This is a genomic window from Psychromonas sp. CD1 (assembly GCF_002239585.1).
Lineage (GTDB): Bacteria > Pseudomonadota > Gammaproteobacteria > Enterobacterales > Psychromonadaceae > Psychromonas.
Genome location: NZ_NDFH01000003.1, coordinates 292,327 through 308,710 on the forward strand (window position 1 = coordinate 292,327; position 16,384 = coordinate 308,710).

Sequence of the window (16,384 nt, forward strand, 5' to 3'; positions counted from 1 at the left end):
CATGGATAATAATTTAGATAGTGGTTGGCCAGTCATTAAACGTCTGATGAGTTACGTAACAAGTTTTAAATTAGCACTTTTTGTCGCAATCATAGGAATGGTAGGCTATGCAGCGGTGGACACCGCTCTTATTTGGTCATTGCAACCCTTATTAGATAATGGATTTACAGGTCAAAATCCTAGTATTTTAAAATGGATGCCTTATTTTGTGGTCATTATCATTGCTTTTCGTGGTATTTTTGCTTTTATAAGTTCTTATTGTATGGCGTGGGTCGGTAATAATGTGGTGATGACATTACAACGTCAATTATTTAATCAATTAATGGCATTACCCATAAGTTTTTTTGATAAAACGAATACCGGCGATTTGATCTCTAAAATTACTTATGATGCGAATCAAGTGTCTAATGCTGCCAGTAATGCATTGGTTAAAATTTTCCGAGAAGGCGCTTTATTAATCGGTCTTATCGTTATGATGTTTTATCAAAGTTGGCAATTATCGTTAGTTTTTTTTGTAATTGCTCCTGTTGTTGGAATCGCCATTACTATTGTAAGTAAACGGTTTCGTAAAATTGGTCGTGGTATTCAAGATGCGATGGGCTTAATCACTACTTCTTCAGAGCAGATGCTAAAAGGCCATAAAGAAGTGTTGATGTTTGGTGGGCAAAAGGTTGAAGCGGTTAAGTTTGAAAAAGTGAGTAATATTGTACGTCAACAAAACATGAAAATGGTAAGTGCAAACGCCATTAGTGTTCCTGTTATTCAAACTATAGCTTCTTTTGCATTAGCTTTCGTGCTTTTTTTAGCCACCTATCCTGAGATTATGAACTCGTTGTCTGCGGGTAAATTTGTGGTGATCATTAGCGCAATGTTGGGATTAATGAAACCGATAAAAAATATAACCCAAGTTAATAATGAAATTCAACGTGGGATTGCCGCCAGTCGTAGTTTATTTACTCTATTAGATACAACGCAAGCTAAAGATGAAGGTAAAAAAGTAATGGAGCGTGCTAAAGGTGATATTGAACTGAAGAATGTCATCTTTACTTATCCAAGCGCAGAAAAACCTGCATTAAAAGGGATCTCTTTTAAATTAAAAGCTGGGCAAACATTTGCGTTAGTGGGGCGGTCGGGATCGGGTAAATCGACAATCGCAAACTTACTGACACGTTTTTATGATGTGGATAGCGGTAATATATACATAGATGCTGACAATATAGAGAATTACACCTTAGAATCATTACGTAATCAGGTGGCGGTTGTTTCACAAAGTGTGCATCTGTTTAATGATACTATCGCTAATAATATCGCTTATGCTGTCGTTGATAAATACAGTCGAGAGGATATTATTCAAGCAGCTAAAACAGCAAATGCGATGGAATTTATTAATGATTTTGCCGATGGACTAGATACTATCGTGGGTGAAAATGGAGCCTTATTATCGGGAGGTCAACGTCAACGTATTGCCATTGCTCGCGCTTTATTACGTGATGCCCCTATTTTGATTTTAGATGAAGCAACCTCTGCATTAGATACCGAATCTGAGCGTCATATTCAAAGCGCGTTAGAGAACTTACAAAAAAATAGAACCTCCATTGTGATAGCACATCGATTATCTACCATCGAAAAAGCAGATAAAATATTAGTAATTGATAATGGTGAAATTGTTGAGTCGGGAACGCATCAACAATTATTAGATAAAAAATCTATTTATTATACGCTCAGTACATTACAGTCGTCGGGTGCACTTTAATGTATTTTTGGTACCAATCTGTAAAACTGTGGCTTTGGATTTTATATCCATTTTCGTTGTTATTACGCTTTATCAGTCATATTAGACGCGTCTTATATCGACATGATATTTTAAAAAGCACACAAATATCTTTGCCAGTTATCGTCGTGGGTAATATTTCTGTGGGCGGTAATGGGAAAACACCCTTTGTAATTTGGCTTTGTGAATTATTGCTCAAAGAGGGTTACAAACCCGGTATTATTAGTCGGGGTTATGGGGGACGAAGTGCACATTATCCTTTGCTACTTGGACCCGATACATTAGGGGCTGAATCTGGAGATGAGCCTTTGATGCTTTATAAGCGATTAGGCCTGCCGATTGTGGTGGACCCTTCTCGTGTGCAAGCCGCGACTTATTTGCAACGTAATACGGATGTTGATATTATTATTACTGATGATGGCTTACAACATTATGCATTAAAACGTGACATCGAAATTGTGATTGTAGATGGAAAACGGCGTTTTGGTAATCGACATATTCTCCCTATGGGCCCATTAAGAGAACCATTGTCACGCTTAGCAAGCGTTGATTTTGTTATTAATAATGGCGCAGAACATGAAGGTGAAATTAGTATGTATTTAGTGCCATCTGCATGTAAAACTGTAGATGGGAGAGACGCTCAACTCATTCCTGATGGCGAGATAAATGCTTGTGCTGCGATTGGCTATCCACAGCGTTTTTTTGATACATTAGAAGCGCAGAACTTTAAGCTTAATCAAGTGCAACATTTCAATGATCATCATTCCTATAAATTAAAAGATTTCGCTCAATTTGAGACAGATATTCCTCTACTAATGACAGAAAAAGATGCTGTGAAATGTACGGGATTTGCTCAAAAAAACTGGTGGTATTTACCGATATCTGCAAAGTTACCGCAGCCCTTTGAAAAACAATTATTAAAAAAAATTAAGGCGTTAAAATGATTGATATAAAATTATTAGATATTATTGCATGTCCTATCTGTAAGGGAAAACTCTCTTTTAAAAAAGAAACTCATGAATTGATTTGTAAATTTGATCATCTAGCGTTTCCTGTTATAGAGGGGATCCCAGCGTTACTACGGAGTAAAGCTCGTGTTATTACTGCTGATGAGGAATTATAATGTCTTTTATTGTGGTGATCCCCGCGCGCTATCATTCCACACGTTTACCGGGTAAACCGTTAGCAGATATTTTGGGTAAAAGTATGATTGTCCGCGTCGCTGAGCAAGCGTTAAAAAGTGGAGCCACACGGGTAATTGTTGCAACAGATGATAAGCGTATTGTGCAGGCACTCAAAGAGGTTACTAATGTTGAAGTGTGTATGACGTCGAGAGAGCACCACTCGGGTACGGATAGGCTTGCTGAAGTGTGTGCTATTTATCAATTTTCAGATGATGATATTATTGTTAATGTGCAAGGGGATGAGCCGTTGATCCCTCCTTGTGTCATTGAACAAGTTGCACGTAATTTACAACACAATAAAGAAGCAAGTGTGGCAACATTAAGTGCGCCAATTTGTGATAAAGCGGATGTTTTTAATCATAATGCAGTCAAAGTGGTTGTGGATAAATTAGGTATGGCACTTTATTTTAGTCGTGCGACGATACCTTGGGACAGAGATAATTTTAGTAGCGGAGAAAATATTTTATCTGTTCCATCACTACAACGTCATATTGGCATCTATGCTTATCGGGTGGCTTTTTTAAAACAGTACGCAGAGCTTAGCATTTCGCCTTTAGAAATCTTAGAAAAACTTGAACAGTTACGTGTGTTATGGCATGGATTTAAAATTCATGTTCAAGAAGCCGATATTATTCCTCCTGCCGGTGTCGATACAGCTGAAGATTTGCAGCAGGTTATTAATTATCTACGTCAGCAAGGTGAAAAATGAAAATTAAACTATTATTGATATTTTTCTTAAGCTTTGTGCTTGGTGCGTGTACAGATGGGCGCCAAGAAAGATTATCAACTAATATTCAAAGTTCTGAATATTTATTGCAAGTATTAAGCAGTGATTTAGAGAATAATCATATCCGAAATGCACTATTATTACGTGAATATGCAAATATTTTAGCGCAAAAACGGCCGGAATTAAAATCGTTGTTAACCCAATTGAGTCAAGATTCGACTACGCGAGGAACATTATATTCAGGACTTGTGCAACGTCTTAAAACGTTAAAAGAGCAACCTACGGCCATTGGTGATATTGAAGCGCAGTTATTCGAAAGTGAAAGTTTAATGGCAGCAAGTGATCCTAATCTTTTTAACGATGCTCTTTCTGATCCAGTCAATGTGATAGCCGATATGTCAGAGGGCACATTAGCACGCGTTAATGCCGTTAGTCAGTCCTTAAGTTTACAAGCAAATCAAGCAGAGGATAATGGTGCAGGTAGTCAATTGGTGGGTAATCCCGGTTATGGTCAATGGCAAACAAATAGTAGCGGGATGTCATTTTGGCAGTGGTATGGCATGTATGCGATGTTTTCAGCGCTTGCTCCTAATCCTATTCGCTATGATCGTTGGTCATCACGGCGTGATTATAGTTACTATAATGATGTTGGTCGAAACCGTTATACATCACCTAATAATGTTAAAAAGCAAGATAATTTAGCGAAGAAAACTCAGAAACAGTTTTCGGGACAAGGGCGCTTTAAAAGTCCTTATGCAAAATCGAGGATGGGAGCAAGTAGTATGTCATCTTCGAGTCAAACCGCTCAGCGAACCAGATCTTTTTCGGGTAAATCAAGTTATTCGAAAGCAAAAGCTTCCAGTAGTTTTAGGAATAGTCTGTCAACGACTTCACGTGGAATTCGTCGTGGTAAATAAGGTTTAAATATGAATGAATTAATATTAACATTAGAGCATAGTAGTAATCTGGCTATTTATTTGTTGATTGATATGGTAGTGGCCATCATATTATTAGCGGGTATTCGTTTTACAATGGGGCTGATAAGTCATGTTGATACGAAAGATGAGCTGGCTAAAAAAGATAACTTTGCTTATGGGATAAGTATGGCAGGAGGGGTCGCAGCAATGGGGATAGCTTTGAGTGGGGCTATTACGGGCGAGCTTGCAGGGTCTTATTCTATTGAGTTTATCGGCATGTTTTGTTATGGATTGATGGCGCTTATTTTGATTAAGGCCGGCCGTTTCATTCATGATAAATTTGCTTTGCCGGATTTAAATAAACAAACGTTGATTTTAAATCGCAATATATCAGTCTCTATTGTTGATGCGGCGTCTGTTATTGCTACTGCGATTGTAGTACGTGCATCACTTATTTGGGTTGATGGACTAAATCTTAAAACGTTGATTGCAATTTTAGTGGCTTGGATAGTCTCCCAAGTGATGTTGGTTTTGATAACTCGTATTTTTGAATGGCAATTTAGTCGTCATAATGGCGTGACTTTTCAAGCGAGCTTAGAAGCCGGACAAATAGCCTTAGCTATTCGTTATGCGGGTTATCTTATTTCAACGGCTATGTCTGTAACTGCAGCAAGTTATTTTATTGATTTTGATTTTATTAACTTATGGAATGGAATTATTCAATGGACAGTGATGAGCATCATTTTAATGATTTGTTTAACTATCCTGACTAGTATTGCAAAATTTATTGTGCTTTGGGGCATTGATCGCCGTGTTGAAGTTGAAGTTCAAGAAAACATAGGTATTGCTATCATTGAGTTGGCTATATCTTTTGCCATTGCATTGTTGTTGATGTCGTTAATGAGTTAAGTAATTTAAATTTGAAAAAAAGGCGATCTTTATTGGTCGCCTTTTTTATAGAGAATAGAATATAGATGTTAAATACTAAAAAAATCAAGTTATTAATTGATGATTGTTTACTCATTTTGATAATGGCTACATTGGCTTGTTGTGGTCTTATTTATGAATATCTGTTATCGCATTATTCGGCGCGTGTTTTAGGCAGTGTTGAAACTGTTATCTATGCCATCATTGGTATTATGATTGTGTCGATGGGATTTGGAGCTTTTGCCGCCAAAAAAGTAAAAGATGCCTTTCAAGGCTTCGTTATTTTAGAGATTTTAGTGGCTTTTATTGGTTGCAGTGCCACATTATTTATTGCTTCAATTATTGGTTTCACACAAACATTACCGCAATTGGTCTCTGAGACATACCAAATTCCTATTGATATATTACCTCAAGGTGGCTGGTTAGCGCGTATTAGTTGGTTAAGTATCCAACTCCCTTATGTTTTTGCTTTTATTTTAGGTTTTCTCATTGGCATGGAGATACCGCTCATTGCGCGTATTCGCGAGCGTATTTATGGGCAACATTTAGCGCATAATACGGGGACGATTTATGGTGCGGATTATATCGGTGCGGGGGTGGGTGCTGCCATTTGGGTTTTATTTATGCTCAAAATTGAAATCAGCCAAGCAGCCGCGCTTACGGCAAGTCTTAATCTTATTGCTGGATTTATTTTTTTAGTGCGTTTTAGACGCTATCTGAAGCATATAAAATATATATTATTGGCTAATTTTACCTTATTATTATTAGTGATAGCTGTCTTTGAGTTTGGAGGGGGGTGGCAAAAGCAGATGCAGGATCTGTTATACCTTGATAAAGTTGTTTATCAAACGCAGACTCCTTATCAAAATTTGGTCTTTACTGAGCGTAAACTTGGCGGTGGTTTAGAGCCGATATATAACTTTTATATTAATGGTCGCTTACAATTTTCGAGTCTAGATGAAAAAATATATCATGATTTTTTAGTACATCCTGCGATGCAAGCATCCAATAAGCATGATAATATTTTGATCATTGGTGGTGGAGATGGGCTTGCGCTACGCGAAGTATTAAAGTGGCAACCTAAAACTGTTACGTTAGTTGATCTTGACCCGAATTTGGTGGCGTTATTTAAATCACCAGAAAATAAACTACCGCCTTATTTGACAAAAAAAATCAAAAGATTAACACAAAATAGTTTTAATGATCCTCGAGTAAACGTGCGTCATGAAGATGCCTTTATTGGTATAGATAAGTTATTACAAGAAAATAAAATATTTGATACTATTATTGTGGATCTTCCTGATCCCAGTCATCCTGATTTAAATAAACTATACAGCGTTAATTTTTATTACCGTCTCAACCATTTACTTAATGCAGATGGAGTAATGGTTGTACAATCAACATCACCTTTCCATGCTAAAAATGCATTTGTTTCAATCGCTAAAACGGTTAAAAAGGCTAATTTTAGATTTGTGGAACAATACCATGAAAACATACCCTCCTTTGGCGAATGGGGTTGGACGATAGCCACAAAGCAAGGTAAGTCCGTCAGTTCTCGATTAAAGAATTTAGTGAAGCTAGATGTGGAGACGACATGGTTGACGCCACGTTTATTACAAAGCTCTTTTGTCTTTAATAAAGACTTTTATAAAAACACACAAAAGGTAAAAATTAATTACTTGGGGTCTAATCAATTGTACCTCTATCATCAAACTGCTTGGGAACGTGAAACTGAACTTTCATATTAAAGTGTTTAAAATAGATAAGCGTAATTCAGACTTTGTTTTCTGTGTTGCGCTTTTTAATATGTATTTTTAAGTTCATCTATTAATGATTGATAAAGTCAGCTATAATTTTTGGCCAATAAATTAAGAGCTTAAAAGGAATTATAACTCGTGTTTGAATTTCCAACATTCAGTAAAAATAGTGTTAAAAATGACCTTTTATCCGGAATCACTGTCGCTTTAGCACTGGTTCCGGAAGCGGTTGCGTTTGCTTTTGTTGCTGGTGTAGACCCTATTGTTGGCTTATACGCAGCTTTTATGGTTGGTATAGTAACGGCTATTTTTGGGGGGCGACCAGGAATGATTTCGGGGGCAACTGGCGCAATGGCGGTTGTCATGGTATCGCTTGTTGCTGAGCATGGCGTACAATATCTTTTTGCAGCCGTTTTTATTGCCGGGATATTTCAGGTTTTATTTGGTATTTGCCGATTTGGTAAATTCATTCGTATGGTCCCTCATTCTGTAATGATAGGTTTTGTGAACGGTCTGGCGATTGTTATCTTTTTAGCGCAACTTGGGCAATTTAAAATTAAAAACTCAATCGGTGAGCTAGAGTGGCTTCAAGGTGATGCGCTTTATATTATGCTCAGTTTGGTATTGTTGACGATGGCGATTATCTATTTATTACCTAAATTTACGACGGCTGTACCTTCGACTCTGGTTGCTATTCTTGTCGTTACATTACTGGTTCACTTTGTGCCGGCTTTTGATACGCGTACGGTCGTTGACTTTTTACGTACGATGACGGGAAATGAAAATGCGACAATTGCGGGGAATTTACCTGTCTTTGCATTACCATCCGTGCCATTTTCTTGGGAAACGTTATATATTATTTTACCTTATTCATGCATATTAGCCGCCGTTGGATTAATTGAATCATTATTAACGTTAACCGTGGTTGATGAAATGACAGGAACTCGTGGTCGTGCAAATAAAGAGAGTATTGCACAAGGCGCCTCAAATATGTTAAACGGTGTTTTTGGTGGTATGGGCGGTTGCGCTATGATAGGGCAATCAATGATCAATATTAATTCTGGTGGACGTGGACGTTTATCTGGGATCACTGCGGCGGGTGTGTTACTCGCTTTTATTTTATTTGCTTCTGCATTAATTGAAATGGTGCCTTTAGCCGCTTTAGTTGGTGTGATGTTTATTGTGGTATTAGGTACGTTTGAATGGGCCTCTTTTAAAATGATGCGTAATGTGCCCAAAAAAGATGCTTTTGTTATTGTATTAGTCAGTGTGGTAACGGTATTTACAGATTTAGCCATCGCTGTTTTTATCGGTGTTATTGTTTCTGCTCTGGTTTTTGCTTGGGAACATGCGCGTCATATTCATGCGTCAAGTGTTCAAAATTCCGAAGGAACAGAAAAAGTATATTCTGTAAGAGGGCCTTTATTTTTTGGCTCTGTGAGTAATTTTTTAGAGCTATTTGATATACAAAACGATCCTCGGCATATAGTGGTTGATTTTGCTCAGTCACATGTTTTTGATCATTCGGCGATTGAAGCTATTAGTGTTTTGACGAGCCGTTATATACGAGAAGGAAAAAAAGTACACATACGTCATCTGAGTAAAGATTGCCGTAAATTGTTACACAAAGCTGGTGTACTGGTGGAGATAAATATCATTGAAGATCCTTCGTATAAAGTGGCATCGGATAGATTGGCATAAAAAAATATAAAAATTGTCAGTAACATAAAAAATTTAATAATATATATCCATTCCTTTTATTGGTTGAGGTAAAAAATGATTAAGAAAATTGGTATTTTAACAAGTGGTGGCGATGCACCCGGAATGAATCCTGCTATTCGAGCAGTGGTACGCACTTGTTTAACTAATGGTATTGAAGCTTTTGGTATTTCTGATGGTTATGCTGGGTTATATGCAAATAAAATCAATAAATTAGAGCGTCATAGTGTCTCTGACATTATTAATCGCGGAGGCACTTTTTTAGGTAGCGCACGTTTTCCTGAATTTAAAGATATTAATGTACGTACCAAAGCACTGAAAAATTTAGAAGCTCATGGCATTGATGCATTAGTTGTTATTGGTGGTGATGGCTCTTATATGGGAGCTAAAAAAATCAGTGAGATGGGTTTTCCTTGTATTGCGCTACCAGGGACAATAGATAACGATATTGCAGGAACAGACTATACAATTGGTTTTATGACTTGTCTAAATACAATTATGGATGCAGTGGATAGATTACGTGATACATCATCATCACATAATCGTATTTCTATTGTTGAGATAATGGGACGTTATTGTGGAGATTTAACGCTTTGGGCCGCGATTGCGGGAGGCAGTGAATACGTTATTGTACCTGAAAAAGGTTTTGACGAAGATGAGCTATTAGCACAAATTGCTCTAGGTGAAGCGAAAGGTAAAAAACATGCCATTATTGCCATCACTGAACATATTACGGATGTTGATAAATTGGCAAAACGTATTGAAGCGCAAACAGGGCGGGAAACTCGTGCAACTATACTTGGCCATATTCAACGTGGTGGTTCACCGACTGCATTTGATAGAATTCTAGCAAGCCGTATGGGAGCTTTTTCTGTTGAGTTATTACTTCAAGGTGAAAGCGCACGGTGTGTCGGTATTCAAAATGGAAAAATGGTACATCATGATATCATTGAATGTTTAGAACAAATGAAACGTCCTTTTCGTCAAGATTTATTTGATTTATCACATTCACTTTTTTAAAAATAATATTTAAATGAATAAAAAAGCCTGCCTTTGGTGGGTTTTTTATTATCTAAAATAGAGATAAAAAATGCGTAGCAATTATCAAAGATTAGAACAATTTTACACTTGTGATGAGATACAAATGCTTTGTGTCGATAAAGATTTTATGTTTGCTTTTATTACTGCAATGGCATCAATGAAGCAAGAAATAGAATTACAACAATGGTTCAAACTATTGTGTAAAAATCAATCTGATCCGGTTTTTTCGAGTACACAATTAGCAGCAGATTTTGCAGAAATTGTTTTGGCTATTTTTGCGCAAGCTCGGCAGTGTTTTGCTAAAAAAATATTATTACCATTAACATTAACAATGTCGCAATGGATGGATGATAAAAAACAATTAAAAACAAGTGCGATTCAATTCTCATTAGGTTATATACAGGGTTTGGAGTATATAAATACATATGTTAGCGATAGTGATATCGATGAAAGTACGGCTAATTTAAAGCAAACGTGTTTTTTACTGTTAAGTAAATTAGCTTATTCGGCTAGTGAAGATCTTGCCGTACAATCATTATTTCTGGAGTTACCGAAATATGATGAAATATTGCGTTGTTTACCTAAATTATTAACAACTTATGGGGCTCAGTGTCATGAATCATAATTTCAGTCAGTATTTCACTTTAGTTTATGAAAATGCAGAATTTGTAGTGATTAATAAAAAAGAAAACATTAATTTTCATAGTGAAAATGGAGAAATAGGCCTAGTAGTTGCCGTTGAAAAAGCGCTCGATAAAAAACTTTATAGTGTGCACCGTTTAGATAAAATGACCTCTGGTTTGTTATTGCTTGCAAAATCATCTCATATTGCACGATTATTATCTGCATTGTTTAAAACGCATCAAATACAAAAATATTATATTGCGATAGCAGATAAAAAACCTAAAAAAAAGCAAGGTATGATCCAAGGGGGTATGCAAAAATCACGTCGTTCGATGTGGAAATTAACAACAGATAAAAATAATTTAGCGATCACTCAATTTTTTAGTTTTTCTATGGGCGAAGGTAAACGTTTATTTGTGCTTAAACCAAAAACAGGGAAAACACATCAAATACGTGTTGCTTTGAAAAGTTTAGGCAGTGCGATATGCGGCGATCTTCTCTATGGAGATAAAAAAAATCAATATGATAGAGGCTATTTACATGCTTATCAAATTGAATTTACGTTATTAAATAAAGATTATTTTTTTCAAGTTGATCCTTGTTCTGGATATTTATTTAGAGAAAAAGGTTACCTTGATATATTAAGTAAAAATAGGAATATGGCATCATTATGTTGGCCTAAAAGTTAGCCCAGCAGTATTTAAATATCTGTGGGCTTTTATTCTAGTAACGATTATTCTGCAAATTCTGTCCAGATAGGCGCATGATCAGAAGGTTTTTCTATACCTCTTAAAGCGTAATCAATACCGCTGTTCAGCGTGTTATCTGCGAGTTTTGGAGTGGCAAGAATAACATCAATACGTAAACCTCTGTTATCATCGAAACCCCGTGAACGATAATCAAACCAGCTAAATTGATCATTAACCTCAGGGTGTAATAAACGGAAGGTATCTATCAATCCAAAATCCATGAGTTTTTTTAACCACTCACGTTCTTCGGGTAAGAAACTACATTTTTTACTTTTTAACCAACGTTTGGCATTAATGTCACCAATGCCGATATCTAGATCAAGAGGAGATATATTGATATCACCCATAATGATCACGTTATCCTCTGCGGTATAATTTTTTTCAAGGTAGGCATTGAGATCTTGATAAAACTGGCGTTTATAAGGATATTTTATGGCATGGGTTTGGCTTTCACCTTGAGGGAAATAACCGTTTAATATCGTTATTTTTTCACCTTTCTCGTTTTCTGTCGTAACCATGATCATGCGTTTTTGATGCTCATCATTGTCACTTGGGAACCCATATTGTACACTGATGGGCTTTTTTTTACACAGCATAGCAACACCGTAATGTGCTTTTTGACCATGATAATAAACGTGATAACCCATTTTTTCAACCGCTTCAAGAGGAAACATATCATTATGAACTTTTATCTCTTGTAGGCCGATAATATCTGGCTGGTGTTTATCTATAATGGCTTGTAATTGATGTAAACGAGCGCGTAGCCCATTAATATTGAATGAAATAACTTTCATAAAAAGCCTTAATTAATAAAAACAATTAAGGCTGAATGTAACTTGCTCGCTTTAATAATTCAAGGACTAACTTAGTGTTGCAATAATACATTGTAAATGATCAGCAATTTCGATGCCACTGTCGGTTAGATAACCGCCATCATGTTGTGAAATTAGGCCTTTATCAAAGAGAGATTGTGCTGCTTTAATGATATTAGAATCGGCATCTTGGTGGATTTTAATGCCTTTTAATTGAGATAGAGTTGGGAATTTTGCGAGAAGTTTCATCTCTTCAAACAGAGCATCAGAGTAATTTTTAATCATGTGATCTCACTTATATTAATCAGAGGAGATCTTATCATAATTATTTATATCAAGATTGCAACATAATCAGCGAAGAAGGGGAGTTAGATCAACATAGTTTATTAAGAAAAAATTCTTGTGACTTAACGAGGCTTTTTTTCATAATGCGTATAACGAAGAGTTATTACGCATTATGAGTTAGCATTTATCTCAGCATCTATTTAAGATAGCAGTATGCCTTTAAATATGATGTTTACGAATAACGTTTAACATTTCTCTTAGTAGTTTAGGATTTGCAGCGACAACATTACCGGATTTCATGTGATCATTGCCACCGTTAAAGTCAGTCATCATAGCGCCTGATTCTTTTAGCAATAATTCTCCAGCAGCTATATCCCAAGGTTTCAAACCAAATTCCCAGAAGCCGTCCATGCGACCGGCCGCGACATAAGCAAGATCAAGAGCAGGGCTACCACTACGACGCATATCTGAAGCAATCATGAAGAAATCTTTAAAAATGTTAAGATATGTTTCAGTATGATGTTTTTGTTTAAAGGGAAAACCGGTTGCAAGAAGTGTACCCGTGAGGTTTTTTACGAGGCTGGTACGTGTGCGGTAGCCATTAATTTGTGAGCTTTGACCTTTTACAGCAGAAAACAATTCGTTACGAATTGGATCAAAGACAACAGCAACTTCAGTGCGCCCTTTTACTTTTAAAGCGATGGATACACAAAAATGAGGAATACTATGAATAAAGTTTGTTGTGCCATCTAATGGATCAATAATCCATTGGTGATCTTTATCTTTTCCGACAATAATACCCGACTCTTCACAAAGGAAGCTATGATCGGGATAAGATTTTTGTAGGGTTCCAATAATTGCAACTTCTGCTTCTTTATCAACGCTACTTACGTAGTCATATAACGATTTTTCTTCAACTTCAACAGACTCTAGATTTTCGTAGCCTTTTACAATTACTTTACCTGCATTACGGGCAGCACGGATCGCAATATTTAACATTGGATGCATTGGGGATCACCATTAGATTAGATTTTAAAAGAACGTGAAGGATAAAACCTTCGGCGCAAAATTATACACAGTTCATATAATTGTGCAAATTTATCTTGTACAAGATCTGTTTTTTTTGTGTGTTGAACTCTGTTAAACTACTGTTATTAATTTAATTCAATATAGCAAGGAATATTCATGTTAGATAATGTTCGCATCATCCTTATTGGTACCTCTCATCCTGGTAATATAGGGAGTGTTGCTCGCGCCATGAAAACAATGGGTTTATCTAATTTAGTACTGGTTTCACCTGAATGTGAGGTGGATGGAAAGTCAATTGCACTGTCTGCAGGTGCAAGTGATGTATTAAAAAATCATCAACGTTTTGCGACTTTAGATGAAGCGATTGCCGATTGTGGTTTAGTGATTGGTGCGAGTGCTCGTCCTCGTACTTTAGACTGGCCGATGTTAGATCCTCGTGAAATGGGTAAAAAAGTAGTGATTGAGGGTGCTAAATATCCCGTTGCATTAGTGTTTGGTCGTGAAAATAGTGGTTTAACGAATGATGAATTATATAAATGCCATTTTCATGTTTTTATACCTGCGAACCCTGCATATAGTTCACTAAATCTTGCTATGGCGGTGCAAACACTCTGTTATGAGGTCCGTATGTCATTTTTGGACAGTAACTCTGACGTTGAGTTACAAGAAGAGTATCCTTTAGCGCATGAATTAGAAGGGATGTTTAAGCATTTAGAAGAAACATTAGTTGATACGCGTTTTATTGTACCAGCTCATCCTGGATTAGTGATGACAAAATTACGTCGTTTCTTTAATCGAGCTCGCCCTGAAGAAGCTGAGTTACGCATGTGGCGCGGTGTTTTTAGTAGTATTCAAAAATCATTAATTAGTGCAAAAGCGACAAGTACGAAGGATAAAAAATAAAACTCATGGTTACGGTGGGTTTTAGTTGACTAATTTAGTAGGGTATTTATACTTAATAATATAAAATCAGCTAAATGAAGGTAATAAAGTTACTTTTTTAACTTACATAAGTGAAGTCTATGAAATTAACCTCAAAAGGCCGTTATGCGGTAACGGCAATGTTAGATGTTGCATTGAAAGAGCATAATGGACCCGTACCGCTTGCGGATATCTCGATGCGTCAAGGAATATCCCTTTCTTATTTAGAGCAATTGTTTTCTAAGCTACGAAAAAACGAACTAGTATGTAGTGTGCGAGGGCCTGGCGGTGGATATAAACTGGGTAAATCACGATCTGAAATATCAGTGGGTATGATTATCGCAGCGGTTAATGAATCGGTAGATGTCCGTAAATGTAGCGGTAAAGAAAGTTGCCAAGAGCATGGTGTTAAATGCTTAACACATTCACTTTGGGAACAGTTGAGTTTACGTATTAGTACTTTTTTAGACGGTATTACATTAGAAGAATTAATGAGTTCAGAGCATGTGAAACTCGTTTCTGATATTCAAAATGATAAATTTAAACATACTGCAAAGTTACAAATGAAAAATTATTGATTTGTATTTTTCGCAGTGGAGAAAAAAATGAAATTACCTATTTATTTGGATTATGCTGCTACAACTCCTGTAGATCCTCGTGTTGCAAAAGTTATGATGAAATATCTAACAATGGATGGCGATTTTGGCAATCCTGCTTCTCGGTCGCATCGATTTGGTTGGCAAGCAGAAGAAGCAATTGATATTGCAAGAGGGCAAGTTGCGGATTTAATCAATGCAGACCCGCGTGAAATTGTATTTACGTCAGGAGCCACAGAGTCTGACAATCTTGCGATAAAAGGCGCTGCTCATTTTTATGTAAAAAAAGGTAAGCATATAATTACCTCAAAAACAGAGCATAAAGCGGTACTTGATCCTTGTCGTCAACTCGAACGTGAAGGTTATGAAGTCACATATTTAGAGCCGGGTAGTGATGGAATTATTACTCCTGAACAATTACAAAATGCGCTTCGTGAAGATACGGTTTTGGTGAGTTTAATGCATGTTAATAATGAAATTGGCGTGATTCAAGATATTGCTGCATTTGGTGAGCTCTGTCGGGCGAATAAAACGATTTTACATGTCGATGCGGCGCAAAGTGCGGGTAAAATTAATATCGATGTCGTTGCAATGAAAATTGATCTTATTTCTTTTTCGGCGCATAAAGTGTATGGCCCAAAAGGCATTGGCGCTCTTTACGTATCACGTAAACCACGTGTTCGTATAGAGGCACAAATGCATGGTGGTGGACATGAGCGTGGTATGCGCAGTGGCACACTGGCAACACATCAAATTGCGGCGATGGGTGAAGCTTTCCGTATTGCAAAAGAAGAAATGATTGAAGAAAGTAAACGTTTATTAGCATTACGTACGCAGTTATTAGATGGTGTTAAAGATCTTGAAGAAGTGTATATCAATGGATCAATGACACATCGTGTCGCCGGTAATATCAATATTAGTTTTAATTATGTAGAAGGTGAGTCATTGATAATGGCTTTAAAAGATTTAGCGGTATCATCGGGCAGTGCGTGTACCTCCGCGAGCCTCGAACCTTCTTATGTCTTGCGTGCTATTGGTCGCGATGATGAACTTGCACATAGCTCTATTCGGTTTAGTATGGGTCGTTTTACGACCACAGAAGACATTGATTATGCTATAAGAATAATTCGTGAAAATATTGGTAAACTTCGCGAAATGTCTCCGTTGTGGGATATGTACAAAGAAGGTATCGACATTAAAAGCATTGAGTGGTCTCACCACTAACGTATTATCTTAATCGTCAATGTATTTGAGAAGATTAGATACATAAGAGGGTTATGGAAATGCAAGAAAGAGAAAAGCGTAAAAATAAATAGAGAAGGAGA

At 36.7% G+C, this 16,384-nt stretch carries 17 protein-coding genes; 14 read left to right on the plus strand and 3 right to left on the minus strand.

Annotated features, from left to right (window positions below):
• Position 1 precedes the first annotated feature (1 nt).
• From msbA to B8W84_RS02790, 11 genes are all read left to right on the plus strand, one after another.
• On the plus strand, positions 2 to 1,753 hold the full coding sequence (msbA, locus tag B8W84_RS02740) for a lipid A ABC transporter ATP-binding protein/permease MsbA (RefSeq protein ID WP_094751801.1): 1,752 nt from the start codon (positions 2 to 4) through the stop codon (positions 1,751 to 1,753).
• Positions 1,753 to 2,715: a tetraacyldisaccharide 4'-kinase gene (lpxK, locus tag B8W84_RS02745; protein ID WP_094751802.1), complete on the plus strand. Its 963-nt coding sequence runs from the start codon at positions 1,753 to 1,755 to the stop codon at positions 2,713 to 2,715. Before msbA ends, lpxK begins: the two co-directional genes overlap by 1 nt.
• On the plus strand, positions 2,712 to 2,894 hold the full coding sequence (locus B8W84_RS02750; protein WP_180706021.1) for a Trm112 family protein: 183 nt from the start codon (positions 2,712 to 2,714) through the stop codon (positions 2,892 to 2,894). The genes lpxK and B8W84_RS02750 overlap by 4 nt, the downstream gene beginning before the upstream one ends.
• The gene (kdsB, locus tag B8W84_RS02755) at positions 2,894 to 3,664 is read left to right on the plus strand and encodes a 3-deoxy-manno-octulosonate cytidylyltransferase (protein WP_094751803.1); all 771 of its coding nucleotides are present in this window, start codon (positions 2,894 to 2,896) and stop codon (positions 3,662 to 3,664) included. Before B8W84_RS02750 ends, kdsB begins: the two co-directional genes overlap by 1 nt.
• The gene (locus tag B8W84_RS02760; protein WP_094751804.1) at positions 3,661 to 4,599 is read left to right on the plus strand and encodes a hypothetical protein; all 939 of its coding nucleotides are present in this window, start codon (positions 3,661 to 3,663) and stop codon (positions 4,597 to 4,599) included. Before kdsB ends, B8W84_RS02760 begins: the two co-directional genes overlap by 4 nt.
• Positions 4,600 to 4,608: 9 nt before the next feature.
• The gene (locus tag B8W84_RS02765; RefSeq protein WP_094751805.1) at positions 4,609 to 5,508 is read left to right on the plus strand and encodes a DUF350 domain-containing protein; all 900 of its coding nucleotides are present in this window, start codon (positions 4,609 to 4,611) and stop codon (positions 5,506 to 5,508) included.
• 65 nt (positions 5,509 to 5,573) lie between these two features.
• A complete protein-coding gene (locus B8W84_RS02770; RefSeq protein WP_094751806.1) occupies positions 5,574 to 7,274 on the plus strand; it encodes a polyamine aminopropyltransferase in 1,701 nt (566 codons plus the stop codon).
• Positions 7,275 to 7,421: 147 nt separating this feature from the next.
• Positions 7,422 to 8,984: a SulP family inorganic anion transporter gene (locus B8W84_RS02775; RefSeq protein WP_094751807.1), complete on the plus strand. Its 1,563-nt coding sequence runs from the start codon at positions 7,422 to 7,424 to the stop codon at positions 8,982 to 8,984.
• 75 nt (positions 8,985 to 9,059) lie between these two features.
• On the plus strand, positions 9,060 to 10,022 hold the full coding sequence (pfkA, locus tag B8W84_RS02780) for a 6-phosphofructokinase (protein ID WP_094751808.1): 963 nt from the start codon (positions 9,060 to 9,062) through the stop codon (positions 10,020 to 10,022).
• Between the two features lie 70 nt (positions 10,023 to 10,092).
• Positions 10,093 to 10,668, plus strand: a complete 576-nt coding sequence (locus tag B8W84_RS02785) for a UPF0149 family protein (RefSeq protein ID WP_094751809.1) — start codon at positions 10,093 to 10,095, stop codon at positions 10,666 to 10,668.
• Positions 10,658 to 11,356: a TIGR01621 family pseudouridine synthase gene (locus B8W84_RS02790; protein WP_094751810.1), complete on the plus strand. Its 699-nt coding sequence runs from the start codon at positions 10,658 to 10,660 to the stop codon at positions 11,354 to 11,356. Before B8W84_RS02785 ends, B8W84_RS02790 begins: the two co-directional genes overlap by 11 nt.
• Before the next feature lie 44 nt (positions 11,357 to 11,400).
• On the opposite strand, the gene xthA is transcribed toward B8W84_RS02790, so the two are convergent.
• From xthA to suhB, 3 genes are all read right to left on the minus strand, one after another.
• Positions 11,401 to 12,210: an exodeoxyribonuclease III gene (gene xthA, locus B8W84_RS02795; protein WP_094751811.1), complete on the minus strand. Its 810-nt coding sequence runs from the start codon at positions 12,208 to 12,210 to the stop codon at positions 11,401 to 11,403.
• A gap of 66 nt (positions 12,211 to 12,276) precedes the next feature.
• Positions 12,277 to 12,513 carry a TIGR02647 family protein gene (locus B8W84_RS02800; protein ID WP_094751812.1) on the minus strand — a complete coding sequence of 79 codons (237 nt, stop codon included), beginning with the start codon at positions 12,511 to 12,513 and terminating at the stop codon, positions 12,277 to 12,279.
• A 219-nt stretch (positions 12,514 to 12,732) separates the two neighbouring features.
• Entirely contained in the window at positions 12,733 to 13,521 is a 789-nt protein-coding gene (gene suhB / locus B8W84_RS02805; protein ID WP_094751813.1) for an inositol-1-monophosphatase, read from the minus strand.
• 177 nt (positions 13,522 to 13,698) lie between these two features.
• On the opposite strand from suhB, the gene trmJ reads away from it, so the two are divergent.
• From trmJ to B8W84_RS02820, 3 genes are all read left to right on the plus strand, one after another.
• A complete protein-coding gene (gene trmJ / locus B8W84_RS02810; RefSeq protein ID WP_094751814.1) occupies positions 13,699 to 14,445 on the plus strand; it encodes a tRNA (cytosine(32)/uridine(32)-2'-O)-methyltransferase TrmJ in 747 nt (248 codons plus the stop codon).
• Positions 14,446 to 14,564: 119 nt separating this feature from the next.
• The gene (locus B8W84_RS02815) at positions 14,565 to 15,041 is read left to right on the plus strand and encodes a Fe-S cluster assembly transcription factor (RefSeq protein WP_094751815.1); all 477 of its coding nucleotides are present in this window, start codon (positions 14,565 to 14,567) and stop codon (positions 15,039 to 15,041) included.
• Between the two features lie 27 nt (positions 15,042 to 15,068).
• Entirely contained in the window at positions 15,069 to 16,283 is a 1,215-nt protein-coding gene (locus B8W84_RS02820; protein WP_094751816.1) for an IscS subfamily cysteine desulfurase, read from the plus strand.
• Positions 16,284 to 16,384 lie beyond the last annotated feature (101 nt).

Bases quoted from the DNA above. Each gene is read 5' to 3' on its own strand.
- xthA (WP_094751811.1), bottom strand. From the start codon at position 12,210: ATGAAAGTTATTTCATTCAATATTAATGGGCTACGCGCTCGTTTACAT.
- B8W84_RS02790 (WP_094751810.1), top strand. From the start codon at position 10,658: ATGAATCATAATTTCAGTCAGTATTTCACTTTAGTTTATGAAAATGCA.
- B8W84_RS02815 (WP_094751815.1), top strand. From the start codon at position 14,565: ATGAAATTAACCTCAAAAGGCCGTTATGCGGTAACGGCAATGTTAGAT.
- B8W84_RS02820 (WP_094751816.1), top strand. From the start codon at position 15,069: ATGAAATTACCTATTTATTTGGATTATGCTGCTACAACTCCTGTAGAT.
- lpxK (WP_094751802.1), top strand. From the start codon at position 1,753: ATGTATTTTTGGTACCAATCTGTAAAACTGTGGCTTTGGATTTTATAT.
- suhB (WP_094751813.1), bottom strand. From the start codon at position 13,521: ATGCATCCAATGTTAAATATTGCGATCCGTGCTGCCCGTAATGCAGGT.
- trmJ (WP_094751814.1), top strand. From the start codon at position 13,699: ATGTTAGATAATGTTCGCATCATCCTTATTGGTACCTCTCATCCTGGT.
- B8W84_RS02800 (WP_094751812.1), bottom strand. From the start codon at position 12,513: ATGATTAAAAATTACTCTGATGCTCTGTTTGAAGAGATGAAACTTCTC.
- B8W84_RS02770 (WP_094751806.1), top strand. From the start codon at position 5,574: ATGTTAAATACTAAAAAAATCAAGTTATTAATTGATGATTGTTTACTC.
- B8W84_RS02765 (WP_094751805.1), top strand. From the start codon at position 4,609: ATGAATGAATTAATATTAACATTAGAGCATAGTAGTAATCTGGCTATT.
- B8W84_RS02750 (WP_180706021.1), top strand. From the start codon at position 2,712: ATGATTGATATAAAATTATTAGATATTATTGCATGTCCTATCTGTAAG.
- pfkA (WP_094751808.1), top strand. From the start codon at position 9,060: ATGATTAAGAAAATTGGTATTTTAACAAGTGGTGGCGATGCACCCGGA.
- kdsB (WP_094751803.1), top strand. From the start codon at position 2,894: ATGTCTTTTATTGTGGTGATCCCCGCGCGCTATCATTCCACACGTTTA.
- B8W84_RS02785 (WP_094751809.1), top strand. From the start codon at position 10,093: ATGCGTAGCAATTATCAAAGATTAGAACAATTTTACACTTGTGATGAG.
- B8W84_RS02760 (WP_094751804.1), top strand. From the start codon at position 3,661: ATGAAAATTAAACTATTATTGATATTTTTCTTAAGCTTTGTGCTTGGT.
- msbA (WP_094751801.1), top strand. From the start codon at position 2: ATGGATAATAATTTAGATAGTGGTTGGCCAGTCATTAAACGTCTGATG.